An 18421-nucleotide genomic window follows, 5' to 3' on the forward strand; every position below is an offset into this window, starting at 1 on the left:
CTGTTGTCCACACTGTTTCCCATACATCCTGAATATATAACGGTGTATAATTTTCCTCTGTTTCCTGAGACGGTGCTTCTGTCTCTTCTACATAAGATTCTGTCTGCTGTTCCTGAGGTGCTTCCGTTTCCTGAACTGGTGCCTCTGTCTCCTGAATGTAGGATTCTGTCTGCTGCTCCTGAGATGCCGTTGTCTCTTCTGTTGTCTGCTGGGAAGTTTCCTGATGCTGTGTCTCGCCTGCACCTGTCTGAGCCTCAATCTCTGCCTGGCGCTGTTCATCCTCTTCCATCGTAATGGCAGATTCATAGTTTACGCCGACTTCCACAGACTGATTCTTTACATAACCTTCAGTGCCATCAACTTTAACTTTTGTCCAATCTGTTCCGGGAATTGCCGAGATAACATCGATCACATCATCAGCTCCCAGAGTAGCGAGAACTTCCGAAGCATCTGATGCAGATGCTTTAATCTCCACATTGTCCATAAGCACTTTCGCATAGCTGCTGATTGCATCCATACTGAGTGAAACCTGCTCAGCATCTTTTCCGGTTACTACATAATCCTCCGATACGTAACCTTCACAGGCACCGGAACGAATATGTATCCATCCATCCACTTTACCAAGAACTTCAAATCCTGCACCACCATAAAGTTTTCCCACAGCTTCACTGTCTGTACTTGGCTCTCTTCGAATCATAACACAATCTTCGGCCATCGAGATGCCCTTCTTATAAAATGGAGAAGCAACTTCCTCCGCAGCTGTATAAATAATCTTTCCCTGAATATCCAGATCATTGACAGAAATATTATAATTTGTCTTAATCGGAGCTGCATGGACCGCTGCCGGATTTGTACATAAAACAGTTGCTGCCGCTATAGTAAAAATACATGGTGCCAATCTAAATTTGCCCAATGGTTTGTCCTCCTTAATTTTAGAACTACTATTCTTGTAAACTCTTTGTTACATTTCAACGGAATATATTACATTTTTATTACGATTATCATTCTAGCAAACTCTTTCTGCATTGTCAATAAATATTGTAATTTTTTTGTAACATTTATTTCATAAAATTGACATGAAAAAACCGATAATCGCCTTTTCTCAATAGAAAATCCGATTACCGGTTCAATATGACTATTTTATACGAATCTTGTGCTGATCCACTGTAATTAACTGTTTTTTTAACAAATGTCCAACGGCTCTTTTAAATGCCGCTTTCGACATATTCAATTCACGCTCAATAACTTCCGGTGATGCTTTTTCAGAAAACGGCAGAATGCCATCATAACTCTGAAGCGCATCCATGACTACAGCCGCATCCTTTGATATCTGAAATTCAACACGCTCACGGGTACTAAGTTCTAATTTTCCATCTTCACGGACAGACACCACTCGTGCTCTTACCGAGTCGCCGACATGAAACCGACCGTGAACATTATTTTTAGGTATCATTCCATGATACTTATTATCCACAGCGATGAAAACACCCACATTCGGATTAACCTGATACACAATGCCTTCAACCATATCGTTTTTACCATAAGGTGCTTCTGAAGATAAATATTCATAAATCTTCATCGTCGCACACAAGCGTCTGCTTTTATCAATATATAATGCAACCGGATAACTTTTTCCCGAACGAAGCTGTACCGTCTGCTCCTTAAATGGAAGAAACAGATCCTTCTCCAGACCCCAATCCAGGAATGCCCCAATCTGTCCTGTCTCTTTGACACAAAGCAAGCCCACCTGCCCTAACTGTAAAGCCGGCTCTTCTGTCGTAGCAATCAGCCTGTCACTGGAATCACGATAAACAAAAACCTCCACACTATCTCCAACTTTTGTTCCCGCCGGAACGTATTTTCTCGGAAGCAGCACAGCCTCTTTCTCATCACCGACATACATCCCGAATTCTTTCATACGAACCACTTTTAAAATCTGTTTTTCCCCTAAACGTATCATAATCTGCTCCTATTCTATACACTCTCATGTTTTACGGATTCCCAAATATCATCTCTCATTTCTTGAGGCTCAATATGTCCGTATACGAAAAAATCAGACATTCTATCAAAGTTTCCCTTAATAAAATGCCTGAATATTAGCTGGGCTGGAAGGATTCGAACCTTCAAATGCTGGAGTCAGAGTCCAGTGCCTTGCCGTTTGGCGACAGCCCATCATTTGCTCAACAATTGCATTATACATTGTAAGATGTATTCTGTCAAGTACTTTTTTGAGATTTTTTATTTATTTTCTCTTTCAATGTTCTCTCAACTGAGTACTTTGTTATTATAACAGGTCTTCACCCATTTGTAAAGAGTATTTTTTAAAAAATTCAAACTTTTTCAGCAAAAGAAACATTTCTTCCATTGTTGAGCATGTCCGCAGTTCTCTATTAATCTATTTGTTCCAGAGCTTTTTTTAATTCAATCATTTTATCCCTAAGTTCTGCTGCCTGTTCAAAATTCAAATCCGCTGCTGCTGACCTCATCTGCTTTTCAACTTTTTTAATTAATGCTGTCAATTCACCCCGTGTCATGGATTCCGGATCCTTCGCCATCTGGTTCTCTGTCTCTGCAATTGCTTTTGACACAGCAATCAGATCTCTCACCGCTTTTTTTATCGTCTGCGGCGTAATACCGTGTTCTTCATTATATTCCTGCTGAATCTTACGACGTCTGTTCGTCTCATCAATAGCCCGTTTCATGGAATCTGTCATCGTATCTGCATACATAATAACATGTCCTTCTGAATTACGCGCCGCACGTCCAATCGTCTGAATTAAGGATGTCTCTGAACGCAAAAAGCCTTCTTTATCCGCATCCAGTATGGCTACTAAGGTAATCTCCGGAATATCCAGCCCTTCACGCAAAAGATTAATACCTACAAGCACATCAAACACATTCATTCGCAGATCACGAACGATCTGAGTACGCTCCAGCGTATCAATATCCGAATGTAAATATTTTACACGTATCCCGGATTCTTTCATATAATCTGTCAGATCCTCAGCCATACGTTTTGTCAGCGTTGTAATCAGAATCTTATGCCCCTGTTTTGTTTCACGATTGACTTCACTGATGAGATCATCAATCTGACCTTTTACCGGACGCACTGAAATCTCCGGATCCAAAAGTCCGGTAGGACGTATGATCTGTTCTGCACGAAGCAGTTCATGCTCTGCCTCATACACATTCGGAGTAGCAGAAACGAAAAGCATCTGATCGATCTTACTCTCAAACTCCTGAAAATTAAGCGGACGATTATCTTTTGCAGACGGAAGGCGAAAGCCATAATCCACCAGGGTGGTTTTCCTGGACTGATCACCGGCATACATACCTCGCACTTGAGGAATCGTTATATGGGATTCATCCACAATAATAAGGAAATCATCCGGAAAATAATCCAAAAGCGTGTGGGGTGTTGCCCCGGCTTCCAGACCCGCCAGATGCCTGGAATAATTCTCGATTCCTGAACAGAATCCTGTCTCACGCATCATCTCAATATCAAAATTCGTTCTCTCTGAAATTCTCTGAGCTTCCAGCAGTTTTTCCTCACTTTTAAAATATTGTACCCTTTCCTCCAGCTCTGCCTCAATATTAACAATAGCAGCATCCATTTTCTCTTTTGAAACGACATAATGTGAAGCAGGAAAAACAGCCACATGTTCCAGGCGTGCTTTAACCTCACCTGTCAGAGGATCGAAGGATGTAATCCGGTCCACCTCATCTCCAAAAAATTCGATACGCACAGCTTCTCCCTCTGCTGCTGCCGGATAGACCTCAAGCACATCTCCGTGGACCCTGAAAGTACCTCTCTTAAAATCCATATCATTTCGTTCATATTGAATATCAATGAGTTTACGCACCACATCATCTCTGTCTTTTTCCATTCCCGGACGCAGTGATACAACCATTTCTTTATAATCAATCGGGCTTCCCAATCCATATATGCAGGAAACGGAGGATATAATAATAACGTCCTGACGTTCTGTCAGAGCCGCAGTAGCCGAATGGCGAAGCTTGTCGATCTCATCATTAATCGCTGAATCCTTCGCTATATACGTATCTGTCTGAGGTACATAAGCCTCCGGCTGATAATAGTCATAATAGGACACAAAATACTCCACTGCATTCTCCGGAAAAAATTCCTTGAATTCACCATAAAGCTGTGCAGCAAGCGTCTTATTATGGGCCAATACTAATGTTGGCTTATTTAAAGCCTGGATAACATTCGCCATTGTAAACGTCTTACCGGAACCGGTGACACCCAATAAGGTCTGAAATTGATTGCCTTCCTGAAAGCCTTTAACCAACCGTTCAATGGCCTGAGGCTGATCTCCTGTAGGTTTATATTCGGAGTGCAATACAAATTTATCCATAATTTTTCTCCCTTCCTATTTTTCATTCAGGTAATCAATAGCCGCCTGAAGCTGGTTATCATATTCGAGTGTCCTGTCATATTCTACTGTCTGATCCGGTTCGATTCCAACACCATGGATACAGATTCCTGATGGTGTATAATATTTCGAAGATGTAACCTTGAGCGCTGAACCATCTGAAAATGGGATAATCGACTGCACAATTCCCTTTCCATAGCTTGTCGTTCCGATAATCTCAGCCTTGTCATAATCCTTCAATGCACCTGTAAAAATCTCAGATGCACTGGCTGTGTTTCCGTTGATCAATACAGCCATTGGTAAATCAACAGCTTCATCATCTTCTGCCCATTCTTCTCTTCGGTTTCCGTCTTTATCTTCCGTATATACGAGCATCATCTTCGGCAGTATTGTATCCAGAACATCGCAGACACTATCAAGAAGGCCGCCGCCATTATCTCTGAGATCAAAAATCAGCTTTTCCATACCCTGTTCCTGAAGATCAGACACAGCTTCTTTAAACTGTTCTGCCGTCACTTCCTCAAATTCTGCGATCTGAATATAACCAATATGATTATCAAGCATCTGATGCGCCACTGTCGGAACATTGACCACTGCCCGCTCTACACTCAGATCAATATATTTATCTTCGGACTGTCGGTAGATCGTTATATTTGCCATAGTTCCCTCTTCACCCTTAAGTCTTGCGACTACCGTTGTAAGATCCTGACCGGTCACCTCTTCACCTTCAACTTTATACAAAATATCTTCTTTCTGAATGCCGGCTTTCTCAGCAGGAGAACCCTCAAAAGGCTTGACAATAGTAATAATGCCCGTATTCATATTCTGTGAAACATAGGCCCCTATCCCGGAATAACTCCCTGAAGATGCTTCCATTACATCTGCAAATTCTTCGGCTGTATAATACGTTGTATAGTTCTCATCAAGACCATCTACATACCCTGCGTAAATACCTTCCTCCAACTGATCAAGATCGATGTCATCCTGATTCAAATAGTAATCGCTGATCGTCTTATCAATAGTATCCAGTTTCTTTTCAATTTTTTCATAACGTTCTCCAAGTCTCGAGGAAGATACTGCGTTACTCCCCGTGACTCCATTAATGCCAACACCTATAACTCCCATTACTGCCATACCTGCAATAAAACTGACAATATTTTTTTTGTTCATTTTTCTGGCCTCACATTATTTTTTTTATCCTATTGTACACCTGTCAAGGTTAAGTTGCAAAGAGAAAACACAAAAGTTTCCAAAACAAAAGGGACAGAAATATTCGTAATTGTTCAGAGCCAACCTCCAAAATGCTTCGCATTTCGTCGGTGTGGCGTATCCGCCAAATAAAATTTCAAAAACAGCCCTGAAAATGCAAGCACTTTACGCCTGTTTTATGAAATTTTGCTTGGCTCTGAACATTTACATATTCTGTCCCACTATACGTATAATTATAATCTTTTTATCACGGGCTTACATATCCCAATGGATCTACCCAATATCCGTCATAACCGCCGGAAGAACCGACCATGATACCAAAATGAAGATGTGCACCAAAGGAATAACCTGTATTACCTACCGCTGCAATCGTCTGACCGGCACTTACATACTGACCTGAGCTTACATACAGCGCAGATGCATGCATGTAAACACTTAATACTCCGCCGCCATGATTAATAACGACCCAGTTTCCGGCACTGTCGCTCCAGCCGGCAATCCAAACGGTACCACTGGCAGCTGCATAAATCGGGTCTCCATAAGAAGCTCCAATATCAATACCGTTATGAATACCACCGCGCCATTCCTGATAACCAAATGTATCTGTTAACAAATATGTATCACTTGGCCATACCCATGAACCATAAGCCGGTTTTGAATCCGGAATACTTGGAACATAACTGCTGCCGCTGTCATAGGAATCATCTGATCCGGATGAGGAACCCTGTTGAGATGCTGCTGCCTCACGTTCCGCCTGCTCACGCGCTGCCTGCTCACGTGCCGCCTGTTCGGCTGCCGCACGAATCTGTTCTTCAATTTCGGCTAATGCCTGCTCTTCATCAGCAATGTTTTGTTCAATCTCTTTTATATACTCTTCCGTATAGGCAATTGACTGATTCAAAGACTGAATATAAGCAGCTTTCTCATCAAGTAACCCCTGAAGTTCAGACTGCTGGGCCTCTAACTCAGCTTTCAATGTCTGAATACGGGCAACTTCTTCTTCCAGCTGTTTCTCAAGAGCTTCAATCTGTTTTCTTGTATCCTGGAGACTCTGAAGAAGATTATTGTCATAATCAGATATTTTGGAAATATACTCTGTGCTGTTTAAGAAAGAAGCTATATCCTTTGCTGCAAATAAAATATCAAGATAGCCTGTATCACCTTTTTCATACATAACCTTGATACGAATCTTCAATGTTTCGTACTGCTTCTTTTCTTTTTCCTTAGCTGTTTCAAGATCTTTTTTTGTCTGTTCAAGTGCTTCTTCTGTTTTCTGCAGTTCTGCATTCGTTGCGTCAATCTTTTCCTGAACAGAAGTCAGCTGGACATCAAGTGCCTCAATTTCCGCTTCAGTATTCGCCTTATCCACATTCATAGCGCCTAAAGCCTGATTCTGTTCTTCCTTTTCCTGCTCTAGTGCCTCAATCTGCTGTTCCTTTGCCTCCTTATCACTCTCATCAGCCGCCATAACCGGCATACTGAAAGATAAAGCCATCGTCAGGACCAGCAGTCCACTTATACATCGCCTATGAAAACGTTTCATATCTGTACTCCTTCCTAAACACGGACATGTTTTCTCAAAGTCAAATAACTTCCGATGAAACCAATTCCAAGACCGATTCCGAGAGATACAGGAATCAGAACATTAAAGATGGAATTCACATCTAAAAATGTCAGCAACCGGTTCAAAATAGAAAAATGTCCCAAAACAAATTCCACGACTTTTGGATAAAGAATTCGCAAAATAATTACCGGAATTGCGGATCCAATCAACCCAATCGTCATACCTTCGATAATAAACGGTCCACGGACAAACAAATCCGTTGCACCAATGTATTTCATAATTGCAATCTCATCCTTACGAACAGTTATACCGATCATAACTGTATTGCTGATCAGGAATATTGCAACAAATACCAAAATTAAAATAACTCCAAGCGATATGTATCCAATCAGACGGCTGAAATTCGTAAAGCTGTCGGCAACGATATCCGAAGCTCTGACTTCGCGCACGCCATCAAGACTCTCAATATAACTTACCAGTTCTGTCTGACGGGAAGTATCTTTCAAATACACCTGAACACTGGCTGAATCTGCCAGAGGATTATCCTCATCCAAACCGGAAAGTATACCCGAATCTCCATCCGGAAAATACTGTTCTTTCATAATCTCCCATGCTTCTTCAGGAGAAATATAATTCGTTGAACTCACTTCATCTCTTGCATCCAGAAGTTTCTGTATATCAAGCATCTGACTTTCTGAAACACCTTCATCAAAAAATACGGTCACTCCCACATTACTTTCCGCTTCCCGGAGCATATACTGGAAGTTTGCCACAATACAATAAAATATACCAAACATAAACAAGCATGCGGTAATCGTTCCAACAGATGCAAGTGAAAACAATCCGTTCCGGATAATATTCTTAAATCCCTGACGGATCGTATAAAACATTTTACCAATCATTTGCTATTCCACCTTTTTCATCGTTGACAACCACACCCTTGTCTATCGTAATTACCCTTTTCTTCATGCGCTCTACAATCTCTCTGTTATGTGTAACTACAACAACTGTGGTTCCCCTTTTATTAATATCTTCGAGGAGTTTCATAATCTCCCATGCATTATCCGGATCAAGATTACCTGTCGGTTCATCCGCCAGAAGAATCGGCGGATTATTCACCAGTGCTCTGGCAAGAGAAACTCTCTGCTGTTCGCCGCCGGATAATTCATTCGGAAAGGATTCGGCTTTATCCGACAATCCGACAAGGGTCAGCATCTGAGGTACTGTCTCCCGAATAACTTTGGCTGATTTTCCCATAACCCTCTGCGCAAAAGCAATATTCTCATAAACATTCCGGTCTTTTAAAAGACGAAAGTCCTGAAAAACGACGCCGATACCGCGCCGCATCTTAGATATCTTTCTGCGGCGCAGACGTCCGATATTCTTATTATTAATATAAATTTTGCCCGAAGTTGGCTCCAGTTCCTTTAGTAACAATTTAAACAGTGTTGTTTTACCTGAACCGCTGGTTCCAACGATAAAGACAAACTCACCTTTTCGAATTCTAAGGTTAACACCATTTAAAGCAGACACACCTGTGTTATAAGTTTTGCAAACGTTATCTAATACAATCACGTTATGACCTCCTTCTATCACCCGCAGCTTGCTTTAAATTAATACTCAAATGTCTCCATGTATCTCATATATTTTACGACCATCAGAGCAATCTTAAATGTAATGGCATCTTCAAAAACTCTGAGGTCCAGGCCTGTACCTTTCTGAAGTTTGTCAAGGCGGTAAACCAATGTATTCCGGTGAATATATAACTGTCTGGATGTCTCCGAAACATTCAGGCTGTTCTCAAAAAACTTATTAATTGTCACCAATGTTTCTTCATCCAGATCATCCGGTGATTTTCCGTCAAAAATCTCTTTTATAAACATCTTACACAGAGGTACAGGAAGCTGATAGATTAAACGTCCAATACCAAGATTGCTGTAAGCTACGATTGAACGCTCGCTATAAAAAATCTTTCCGACATCCAGAGCCATCTTTGCTTCTTTATAGGATCTTGAAACATCCTTGATCTCCTGAACAATCGTTCCGAGAGCAATCCGGCATTTCGTCAGTCCTTCAACGTGAAGCATATCTAAAAGTGTCTTACAGGATTTTGTCAGTGAATCGTAATTCTCATTCTCCTTGACCTCACGCACAACGATTACACTTTTCTCATCAACCGCTGTAATAAAGTCTTTTGTCTTTCCGGTATAAATACCACGCACGATCTCAAGACCATTCATCTCTTTATCGCTGTTAAGTTCAATAATAACGGCAATCCTTCTTACATCCGTATCAATGCGCAATTTTTTAGAACGATTATAGATATCTACCAGAAGAAGATTATCCAGCAGCAGATTCTTAATAAAATTATCTTTATCAAAACGTTCTTTATAGGCCACAAGAAGATTCTGTGTCTGGAATGACGCAATCTTTCCAATCATATAAACATCATCACTGTCACCCTTCGCCAGAATAACAAATTCGAGCTGATGCTCATCAAACACCTTAAAAAACTGAAAACCGTTAAGCACCTGACTGTCTGCAGGAGAATTGACAAAGTCTACAACTGCACTCTCATAGTCTTCCGCATTATTCATTGTAGATGCTAATACCTTCCCTTCGGTATCCATAACGCATAAATCAACTCTGGAAATAGCTTTTAATCCTTCCATCGTCGTCTGTAAAATCTGATTTGAAATCATCTTTACCACCCTTACTTTTCATCATATAGTCCTGTTCATATCAACTCTTTTTTATATAATAGTGCAAATATGCCAAAAAGTAAAGGCTTTTTTTATAGTTTTTTATAAAACAGCTCTATGTTCATTACAATTTTGTTACAGAAAGTTTTCATTTATGAATTATAGCATTTTTTTAAAATTAATAATTACCAATTTTACCGAATACTTTTTATCAAAAATGTATACACTGTCATAAATTCTATGATATACTCAAATTGCTATGTACATTATGAACAAAGAAGGGAATATCAATTATGTCGCATAAAACTGTTTTAGTCACAGGGGCTTCAAGAGGCATAGGCAAAGCTATCGCCTTGTGTTTTGCCGACGCCGGATGGTCTGTGGGCATAAGCTGCCGCAAAAGCAAAACCGAATTATCCGAAGTAAAAAAAGAAATCGAAAGCAAAGGCTGTTTATGTTTTGATTTTGCAGGCGATATGGGAGATTATAATGATGCTGAAAGATTTATTCGGGAAGCCCAAAAGGTGCTGGGACCCATTGACTGTCTCGTAAACAATGCGGGGATCTCCCATATTGGTTTACTCAGTGACATGTCCCCGGAAGAATGGAACCGGATTCTCCAGACGAATCTTACATCTGTTTTTAATTGTTGTAAACAGATAATTCCCGGTATGGTTGCCCGTCAATCCGGAAGCATTATCAATATTTCATCTGTATGGGGTATATGCGGAGCTTCATGCGAGGCAGCCTACTCTGCCTCAAAAGGCGGAATGAACGCCCTCACCCGTGCTCTTGCCAAAGAACTTGCACCGAGCCACATTACTGTCAATGCCATCGCCTGCGGTGCTATTGATACTCAGATGAATCATTTTCTCTCTGAAGAAGAACGTCTTCAGCTAATAGACGAGATTCCGGCATGCCGTCTGGGACAACCGGAAGAAGTCGGTCGCCTGGCACTTCAGCTTGCCGGAGAACATCCCTATTTAACAGGACAAATCATCACTCTGGATGGTTCCTGGATCTGACACAGCCTTTACTCTGCCGGCACAAAAAGAAAGGATATCTCAGCCATGGTATACCCACAGACGAGACATCCTTTCTTTATTAATTGGCTTTTTCGGCTTTAAGCTCCTCCAAATACTGAAGCAACTCGGAAGAACAGTTTCTTTTTACAAGAATCAGTCCTGAATCCGAACCGGTAATAAGGTAAAAATTTGTTTTTGTTTCCAGTACTTTTTGTATCTGACTGTTATATACAACGGCATTGCCAAGAGCACTTTCCTGCTCAATATAATTCGGATAAAACTTATAAGTGAAAATCACATTATGGATATCCGGATTTTTTTTATAAGTGCTTTTTGCTTTAATAAAAAACACAATACTGAAAATCAATGGGACACATAGTGCTGCAACAACATATGTCAGATCTTTCGCCATATATGCAACCGCCAAAAGTATCAGTTCCATAATAAGTATCGTACGGGATACTTTTCTGACTTTATAAAGAATCTCATGATTATATTTTTTATATTCATCATAAGTATATTCTGTCTCTGTCTGAAATAAAGGTTCCATATATTATCCCCTCTCTCTTTCGTTATCAGGCCGTCTCTTCAAACTGGGAATTATACAGTTCGGCATAAAATCCGCCTTTTCTCAAAAGTTCCTCATGATTTCCCTGTTCAATAATATCGCCATCTTTCATAACAAGAATAACATCTGCATCCTTGATTGTCGATAACCGATGTGCAATAACAAAACTTGTTCTTCCCCTCATCAGATTGTTCATGGCCTTCTGTATACGCTCTTCTGTACGGGTATCTACAGAACTTGTCGCCTCATCTAATATAAGCACCCTGTTATCTGCCAAAATCGCCCGCGCTATTGTAAGAAGCTGTTTCTGTCCCTGAGACACATTGCTTGCATCTTCATTTAATTCCATCTGATATCCACCCGGAAGTGTCTGGATAAAATGATGGGCATGGGCTGCTTTAGCTGCCGCAATAACCTCTTCGTCCGTCGCATCTAATCTTCCGTAACGGATATTTTCCATAATTGTGCCTTTAAATAACCATGTATCCTGAAGTACCATTCCAAAGAGTTCACGAAGTTCACTCCGATTAAAATCTTTAACATTATGCCCATCCACCAGAATACGGCCTTCATTTACATCATAAAAACGCATGAGCAGTTTCACCATTGTGGTCTTTCCTGCCCCCGTTGGTCCTACAATGGCAACCGTCTGTCCGGGCTCCACATGACAGTTGAAATTATGAATGACGATTTTATCCGGTTTATAACCAAAACGTACATTTTCAAAATCCACACGTCCTTCCGGATTCTCAAGATGTACCGGATCGTCCACTGTCACATCTTCTTCCTCTTCTCCTAAAAATTCAAAGACTCTCTCTGATGCCGCTGCCATGGACTGCAGCATATTGGAAACCTGGGCAATCTGAGAAATTGGCTGGGTAAACTGGCGCACATACTGAATAAAAGCCTGAATATCACCGATTTGAATACTTCCCACAATTGTCAGATATCCGCCGACAACGGCCACTGCCACATAACCTAAATTACCGACAAAGCCCATGATCGGCTGCATCATACCTGAAAAAAACTGGGATTTCCATGCAGACTCATACAACGTATTATTTGTTTCTGAAAATTCCTTAAGAACAGCTTCTTCCCGATCAAATGCTTTGACAATATTCTGACCGCTGTAAACTTCTTCTACCTGACCATTGATCATTCCAAGATACTCCTGCTGTGTACGGAAATATTTCTGTGAAGATTTCACAACAATTGTAATTAAAAATCCGGATACCGGAAGGATAATAACCGCAATCAAAGTCATGATCGGGCTGATGCTCAACATCATAATTCCAATACCGATGATCGTTGTCACAGAAGTAATAAGCTGTCCGACACTCTGATTTAAACTCTGTCCCAGCGTATCCACATCATTTGTAATACGGGATAACACTTCGCCGACCGTTCTGGATTCAAAATAATCCATCGGCATACGATTGATCTTTTCAGAAATCTCTTTTCTCATTCGGAAGCAGATTTTCTGTGATATTGATGTCATCAGCCATCCCTGTAAAAACGTGAAACAAACACTGATTGCATAGAGTGCAAGCAATGTGACCAGAATTTTTCCAATCTTTGCAAAGTCAATGCCGGCACCACCGGATAATTTTGATACAAGTCCATTAAATATTTCTGTCGTTGCCTTGCTTAAAACCTTCGGTCCGATAATATTAAATGTTGTACCGCAAATTGCAAAAACAACAACGAATATAAGCGCAAACTTATAACTGCCCATATAATTAAGGAGTTTTCCAACACTGCCCTTGAAATCCTTCGCCTTTTCGCCGGGCATCCCATGTCCCATCGGACCATGGCCTCTCATCTGATGTCTTCTTCCGTCACTCATGATGCCAGACCTCCTTTTAATTCAGCTTCAGATAACTGAGATTTTGCAATTTCCTGATAAGCCTCACAATTTTTCATCAGTTCTTCATGACGTCCAATGCCTGCCACATGTCCATCCTCCAGAACAATAATCTGATCTGCATGAAGAATAGTACTGATTCTCTGAGCCACAATAATAACCGCAGCATCTGCAACTTTTTCCTTCAATGCTTTTCTTAACACCACATCAGTTTTATAATCCAGTGCTGAAAAACTGTCATCAAACAGAAAAATCTTTGGATTTTTGGCAATAGCTCTTGCAATGGAAAGCCTTTGCTTTTGTCCGCCGGAGACATTTGTTCCGCCCTGGGCAATAGGACTCTTATACGTATCTTTTTTTGTTTCAATAAATTCTGTTGCCTGGGCAACTTCCGCCGCAGACTTCATCTCCTCATCTGTGATCCACTCACCGCCGAACTTTAAGTTGGATTCAATCGTACCGGAAAAAAGTACGCCCTTCTGAGGAACAAATCCCAATGTGCTGCGCACCTTATTTCTTGAAAGTTCACGTATATCAATACCGTCAATGGTAATTGAACCGCCTGTTACATCATAAAATCTCGGTATCAAATGAATCAATGTGGATTTGCCGCAGCCTGTACTTCCAATAATAGCTGTCGTCTCACCCGGTTTTGCCGTAAAACTGATGTGCTCCAATGCATCCTCATCAGCTCCCGGATACCGAAAACAGACATCGTTGAAAGCCACATAACCTTTAACATCCTTCAGCTCTTCATCGCGTACCTGATCCGCATCATGAATCGATGGTTCTGTCCTTAATACTTCTTCGATTCGATCAGCTGCCACTCCGGCTCTTGGAAGCATAATTGAAATCATTGTCAGCATCAGGAAAGACATAACGATCTGCATCGTATACGTAATAAATGCCATCATATCTCCGACCTGAAGATTACCCTGATCAATTCCGTGAGCACCTGTCCAGACAATAAGCACACTGATACCGTTCATAATGAACATCATCGCCGGCATCATAAAGGTCATAACCCGGTTCGTAAACAGCTGGGTTTTCATAAGATTGCTATTCGCCTCTTCAAACCGCTCCTCTTCATGTTTCTCACGACTGAAGGCTCGTATGACCGGAATACCTGTCAGAATCTCTCTGGATACAAGATTTAATCTGTCTACCAGATCCTGCATCTTTTTAAATTTAGGCATTGCCAAAGCCATCAGTATCAATACAAGTACCATAATTGCAGCCACTGCGACAACAATGATCCAACTCATTCCTGTTTTTGTATTGAGAACCTTAACTATGCCTCCAATACCGATAATCGGTGCATAACAGACCATACGAAGGAGCATGACTTCCACCATCTGGATCTGCTGAATATCATTCGTACTTCGTGTAATCAGGGACGCTGTTGAAAACTGATCCATCTCTGCATTCGAAAAAGATACGACTTTATTAAATACATTTTGTCGCAGAGTACGACCGATACCCGCAGCAGTTTTTGCCGCAAGCAAAGAAACCAGAATCGATGCCGCTGTCATGATAATTGCCATTCCCAGCATCTGAATGCCTTTATATTTTAAATAATTCATCTGAATAGCATCCAGATCCATTCCAAGCGCTCTATATTCATCCTTTACAAAAAGATTGGCCTTCTGCTGAATAATCGATTCACTCATGTTGCCAAAAGACGCTTCTGCTTCATTCCTCATATTCAGCATCTGATCCTTTGTTATCATTCCGGATTCAAAAGCCTGACGCATCTGACCGAAATCATATTCTTCGGATTCCTGCAAAGATTCAAGAATCAACATAGGCATTCCCAGTGCCTGATCCATCGCATCAAGCACTTGTGCATCTTTTGTATTTAACTCATAATTCCCCTCTGAATTTTCAGTATAGTAGGGTTCAACACTTTGAATCTCATCTTCTGTCATAAACAATGTGAGATTTTCATAGGTCTCTTTACGCATGATCTCGGGCGTTGCCCGTTCAATTCCGCCCTGCTGAATACCAACATCCACAATGTCCGATGTGTACTGGGGCAATGACAGATCACAGCCGGCCTGAATGACCAAAAGCACAATAATGGACAGTACCATCGCTTTCGAGTCTTTCAGATATCTGAAAATTTTGAACATATTCCGTCTCCTTTCTCCGTCTCGTTCAACTCTTCCTGCATAACATCTACCATTCGATTAAAGAGATTTAAAAACTCAAACATCTGCTCATCCCCCATTCGCCGTATGACTCTGGCTGAATAGTTTTTAAGTATGCGGACGCACTCCTGCTCCTTTTGAACACCGCAGTCCGTCAATTGTACTCTTATACTGCGCCGGTCATTCGTATCGGCATACCGCACAATATAACCTTTACTCTCCATACCTTTAAGCAATCTGCTGACAGCCGGCACCACTGCATGAATCTCCTCTGCGATCCGGGAAACATAGACCCCTTCGTCTGAATTCCCGCTGTCCAGATGATGTCTCAGTGCTTTCAGCACTTTCAGCTCGCCACAGGAAACATCCGGCAGCAGGACCTCAACATTGACCCGCTTTAGACGAAACATGGCACGAAACATCTGCTCCTGAATCTCTTCCTCTCTCATCTCTTCACCCCTTTTAGTTAACACTGTTATTAATTAACGCTGTTAACTATTATATCAAAAAGGTATTTTACTCCTTTTTTATAAAATGTCAATCCCTTATCCGACTCCATATTATACCAATAATCATACCAGCAGCAGCCGGTAAAATCCATCCAAGCCCCAGATCATACAGCGGTATCCTTTCAACCCACACTGTAACTGCCGGAATCTGACATCCCAACGCATCGAGAGCATGCACTGCACTGCTAATGCCGGTAAGTCCGATAACCCATGGATAAACATATCTCCACTTTTCTATCCGATGATGCAAAAAAGCCAGTACAATCAGCATAATGGCCATCGGATACAGCCACTGAAGTACAGGAACAGAAACCCTTAATATGGCTGTCAGTCCTGCATTTGCAATAACCGCACTGATGCCTGAAAAAATCAAAGCCCACCGCCGATAACTTATTCCAGGGCAAATTGTGTGAAAATACTCACCGCAGCAGCAGATCAGCCCCGTACATGTATTTAAGCAGGCAATAAAAAAGATGGCTCCTAAAATCATTTTCCCGGTACTTCCATATAAATACCCTGCCATTTGGCTTAATGTCTGTGCTCCGTTTTCTCCTGCTCCAAAAAGATTTCCTGCTGCCGAACCAATCCAGGTCAGCACACCGTAAACAATCAGCATCAAAACCCCTGCAATCATTCCGGCTGTCACAGTCTCTTTTGCTATATCTTTCTCTTTTCTGACACCGGCTGCCCGAATATTCATCGCAATGACTAGACCAAAATTTAATGCAGCAATCGTATCCATTGTCTGATAACCGTCTAAAAATCCCTGAACAGCCGCATGGGACTGATAAATTTCTGCCGCATCGCCGTACCCTTTCTCCGACTTCACCAAACATCCGATAAAAAGGGCGCCGATTAAAATTAACAGTATCGGCGCAAGATATTTTCCAAGACGTTCTTTCAACATCTCCGGTTTCTGCGCCAAAAAAAATGCCAGTGCAAAAAAACCTACCGAATACACCGCAAGAAAAATTCCCTTATTGTCACTTTCGGATATATAAGGCAGGAGTGCCATTTCAAATGATGTCCCTGCAGTTCTTGGAATTGCCAGGCACGGTCCGATCGATAAGTAAATCAATAACGTGAAAACAGAAGCAAACAAAGGATGTACCCTTTTCGCTAAATTATCCAGACCATCGGAAAGTGCCACAGCCGCTACACCAAGAACCGGAAGTCCTATAGCACTGAGCACAAAACCCATCAATGCAATCCATGCTTTTTCTCCCGCCAAAGCCCCCATAAATGGCGGAAAAATAAGATTCCCGGCACCAAAAAACATTGAAAATAATGTCAGCCCCACGAATATTCTGTTTTTTATAGATAATCTTTCCATAAATAAACCTCCCTTTTTATATCTTCTATTATACCCATTTTTTCCCAATCATTCTAGCCATTACACAACGCCTTTTTCCTTGTCTTTAGAAAAAAATTACTGTATACTGAATTTATACAATTTTAATAAAGGGGGTTTTACAGTGAACGCAAAAACTGTAGTATTAAATGGGGATCGTATGAATTATGACAATCGTCTGGACTATTCCATTCTTTCTTCCGAAGTTAAAGTATATGATCAGACGGAACCTTCTCAGATTTTAGAAAGAATTCAGGGATTCGATATTGTTGTCACAAAAGAAATTCCTGTCTCAGGAGATATTATCCGGCAATTTCCGGACTCCGTAAAACTTATATGCGAAGCGGGAACCGGTTATAATAATCTGGATCTTGACGCCGCAAGAGAAAAAGGAATCACCGTATGCAACGTACCGGCATACAGCAGCGAACGTGTGGCACATACTGCTATTTTAATGATTATGAATCTCAGCTCTTCTATGAGAAAACAAATTTCCATGCTGGCTGAAAAAGACCATACCAATTTTACAAGATGTCTTCAGGTCAATCATGTAGAAATTAACGGAAAAACTCTGGGAGTTATCGGTGCCGGAAATATCGGCCGTGAAGTCATCAAAGTTGCTCAGGCTCTCGGCATGAAGATTCTTGCCTATAATGTACCGGCATTGGAGGATGAGCCGGGAATTCACTATACTTCTCTCGAAGAAGTTCTCTCGCAGAGTGATTATGTCACTCTCCACTGCCCACTGATGCCTGCAACACATCATTTAATCAACAAAGAACGACTGGCCCTGATGAAACCATCCGCTTTCATCATCAATACTGCCCGCGGAGCTCTCATTGACGAAGCCGCTTTGATCGAGGCCCTTCAGGAAGGCCGCATTGCCGGTGCCGGCCTGGATGTACAGGAAGTCGAACCACCTTCGGAAGACAATCCGCTTTACTATATGGATAACGTCATTCTCACACCGCATATGGGTTGGAGAGGTCTGGAAACACGCCAGCGTCTTGTCTCCATTGTAGCAGATGACATTAAAAACTATCTGGCAGGCACGCCAATCAACGTTGTATCATAGGGAACAGGTT

Annotated in this window: 15 protein-coding genes and 1 tRNA gene; 2 read left to right on the top strand and 14 right to left on the bottom strand. The window is 41.4% G+C overall.

The window, feature by feature from the left end; all coding sequences use genetic code 11:
- From QZZ35_RS00350 to QZZ35_RS00390, 9 genes are all read right to left on the bottom strand, one after another.
- Window positions 1-913, bottom strand: a 913-nt coding sequence (locus QZZ35_RS00350) for an SH3 domain-containing protein (protein WP_291235639.1), incomplete at its 3' end; no start/stop codon positions are given.
- A gap of 222 nt (window positions 914-1135) precedes the next feature.
- Window positions 1136-1960: a CvfB family protein gene (locus QZZ35_RS00355; protein WP_291235640.1), complete on the bottom strand. Its 825-nt coding sequence runs from the start codon at window positions 1958-1960 to the stop codon at window positions 1136-1138.
- A gap of 140 nt (window positions 1961-2100) precedes the next feature.
- A tRNA-Gln gene (locus QZZ35_RS00360) sits at window positions 2101-2172 on the bottom strand.
- Between the two features lie 218 nt (window positions 2173-2390).
- A complete protein-coding gene (uvrB, locus tag QZZ35_RS00365; protein WP_291235641.1) occupies window positions 2391-4376 on the bottom strand; it encodes an excinuclease ABC subunit UvrB in 1986 nt (661 codons plus the stop codon).
- 15 nt (window positions 4377-4391) lie between these two features.
- Window positions 4392-5564, bottom strand: coding sequence for a S41 family peptidase (locus QZZ35_RS00370; protein ID WP_291235642.1), 1173 nt, complete (start codon window positions 5562-5564; stop codon window positions 4392-4394).
- 286 nt (window positions 5565-5850) lie between these two features.
- Window positions 5851-7146 carry a murein hydrolase activator EnvC family protein gene (locus QZZ35_RS00375; protein ID WP_291235643.1) on the bottom strand — a complete coding sequence of 432 codons (1296 nt, stop codon included), beginning with the start codon at window positions 7144-7146 and terminating at the stop codon, window positions 5851-5853.
- Between the two features lie 14 nt (window positions 7147-7160).
- Entirely contained in the window at window positions 7161-8069 is a 909-nt protein-coding gene (ftsX, locus tag QZZ35_RS00380) for a permease-like cell division protein FtsX (RefSeq protein WP_291235644.1), read from the bottom strand.
- Window positions 8059-8742 carry a cell division ATP-binding protein FtsE gene (ftsE, locus tag QZZ35_RS00385; protein ID WP_291235645.1) on the bottom strand — a complete coding sequence of 228 codons (684 nt, stop codon included), beginning with the start codon at window positions 8740-8742 and terminating at the stop codon, window positions 8059-8061. Before ftsE ends, ftsX begins: the two co-directional genes overlap by 11 nt.
- A gap of 38 nt (window positions 8743-8780) precedes the next feature.
- On the bottom strand, window positions 8781-9869 hold the full coding sequence (locus QZZ35_RS00390) for a PucR family transcriptional regulator (protein WP_291235646.1): 1089 nt from the start codon (window positions 9867-9869) through the stop codon (window positions 8781-8783).
- Between the two features lie 293 nt (window positions 9870-10162).
- Between QZZ35_RS00390 and ymfI the strand changes: the two genes are divergently transcribed.
- Window positions 10163-10894 carry an elongation factor P 5-aminopentanone reductase gene (ymfI, locus tag QZZ35_RS00395; RefSeq protein WP_291235647.1) on the top strand — a complete coding sequence of 244 codons (732 nt, stop codon included), beginning with the start codon at window positions 10163-10165 and terminating at the stop codon, window positions 10892-10894.
- 79 nt (window positions 10895-10973) lie between these two features.
- Here the strand turns inward: ymfI and QZZ35_RS00400 are convergent, their stop codons facing one another.
- The 5 genes from QZZ35_RS00400 to brnQ form a co-directional block, all read right to left on the bottom strand.
- Window positions 10974-11444 (bottom strand): YcxB family protein, encoded by a 471-nt coding sequence (locus QZZ35_RS00400; protein ID WP_291235648.1) that lies wholly within the window; start codon window positions 11442-11444, stop codon window positions 10974-10976.
- A gap of 25 nt (window positions 11445-11469) precedes the next feature.
- On the bottom strand, window positions 11470-13308 hold the full coding sequence (locus tag QZZ35_RS00405) for an ABC transporter ATP-binding protein (protein WP_291235649.1): 1839 nt from the start codon (window positions 13306-13308) through the stop codon (window positions 11470-11472).
- A complete protein-coding gene (locus tag QZZ35_RS00410; RefSeq protein WP_291235650.1) occupies window positions 13305-15458 on the bottom strand; it encodes an ABC transporter ATP-binding protein in 2154 nt (717 codons plus the stop codon). Before QZZ35_RS00410 ends, QZZ35_RS00405 begins: the two co-directional genes overlap by 4 nt.
- Window positions 15434-15925: a MarR family winged helix-turn-helix transcriptional regulator gene (locus QZZ35_RS00415; RefSeq protein WP_291233948.1), complete on the bottom strand. Its 492-nt coding sequence runs from the start codon at window positions 15923-15925 to the stop codon at window positions 15434-15436. Before QZZ35_RS00415 ends, QZZ35_RS00410 begins: the two co-directional genes overlap by 25 nt.
- Window positions 15926-16013: 88 nt before the next feature.
- Complete coding sequence (gene brnQ / locus QZZ35_RS00420) at window positions 16014-17318, bottom strand: branched-chain amino acid transport system II carrier protein (protein ID WP_291235651.1); 1305 nt, start codon at window positions 17316-17318, stop codon at window positions 16014-16016.
- Window positions 17319-17460: 142 nt separating this feature from the next.
- Between brnQ and QZZ35_RS00425 the strand changes: the two genes are divergently transcribed.
- Entirely contained in the window at window positions 17461-18411 is a 951-nt protein-coding gene (locus tag QZZ35_RS00425) for a 2-hydroxyacid dehydrogenase (protein ID WP_291235652.1), read from the top strand.
- Window positions 18412-18421 lie beyond the last annotated feature (10 nt).

It is taken from the genome of Frisingicoccus sp., from assembly GCA_016298055.1.
Taxonomy (GTDB): Bacteria; Bacillota; Clostridia; order Lachnospirales; family Lachnospiraceae; genus Frisingicoccus.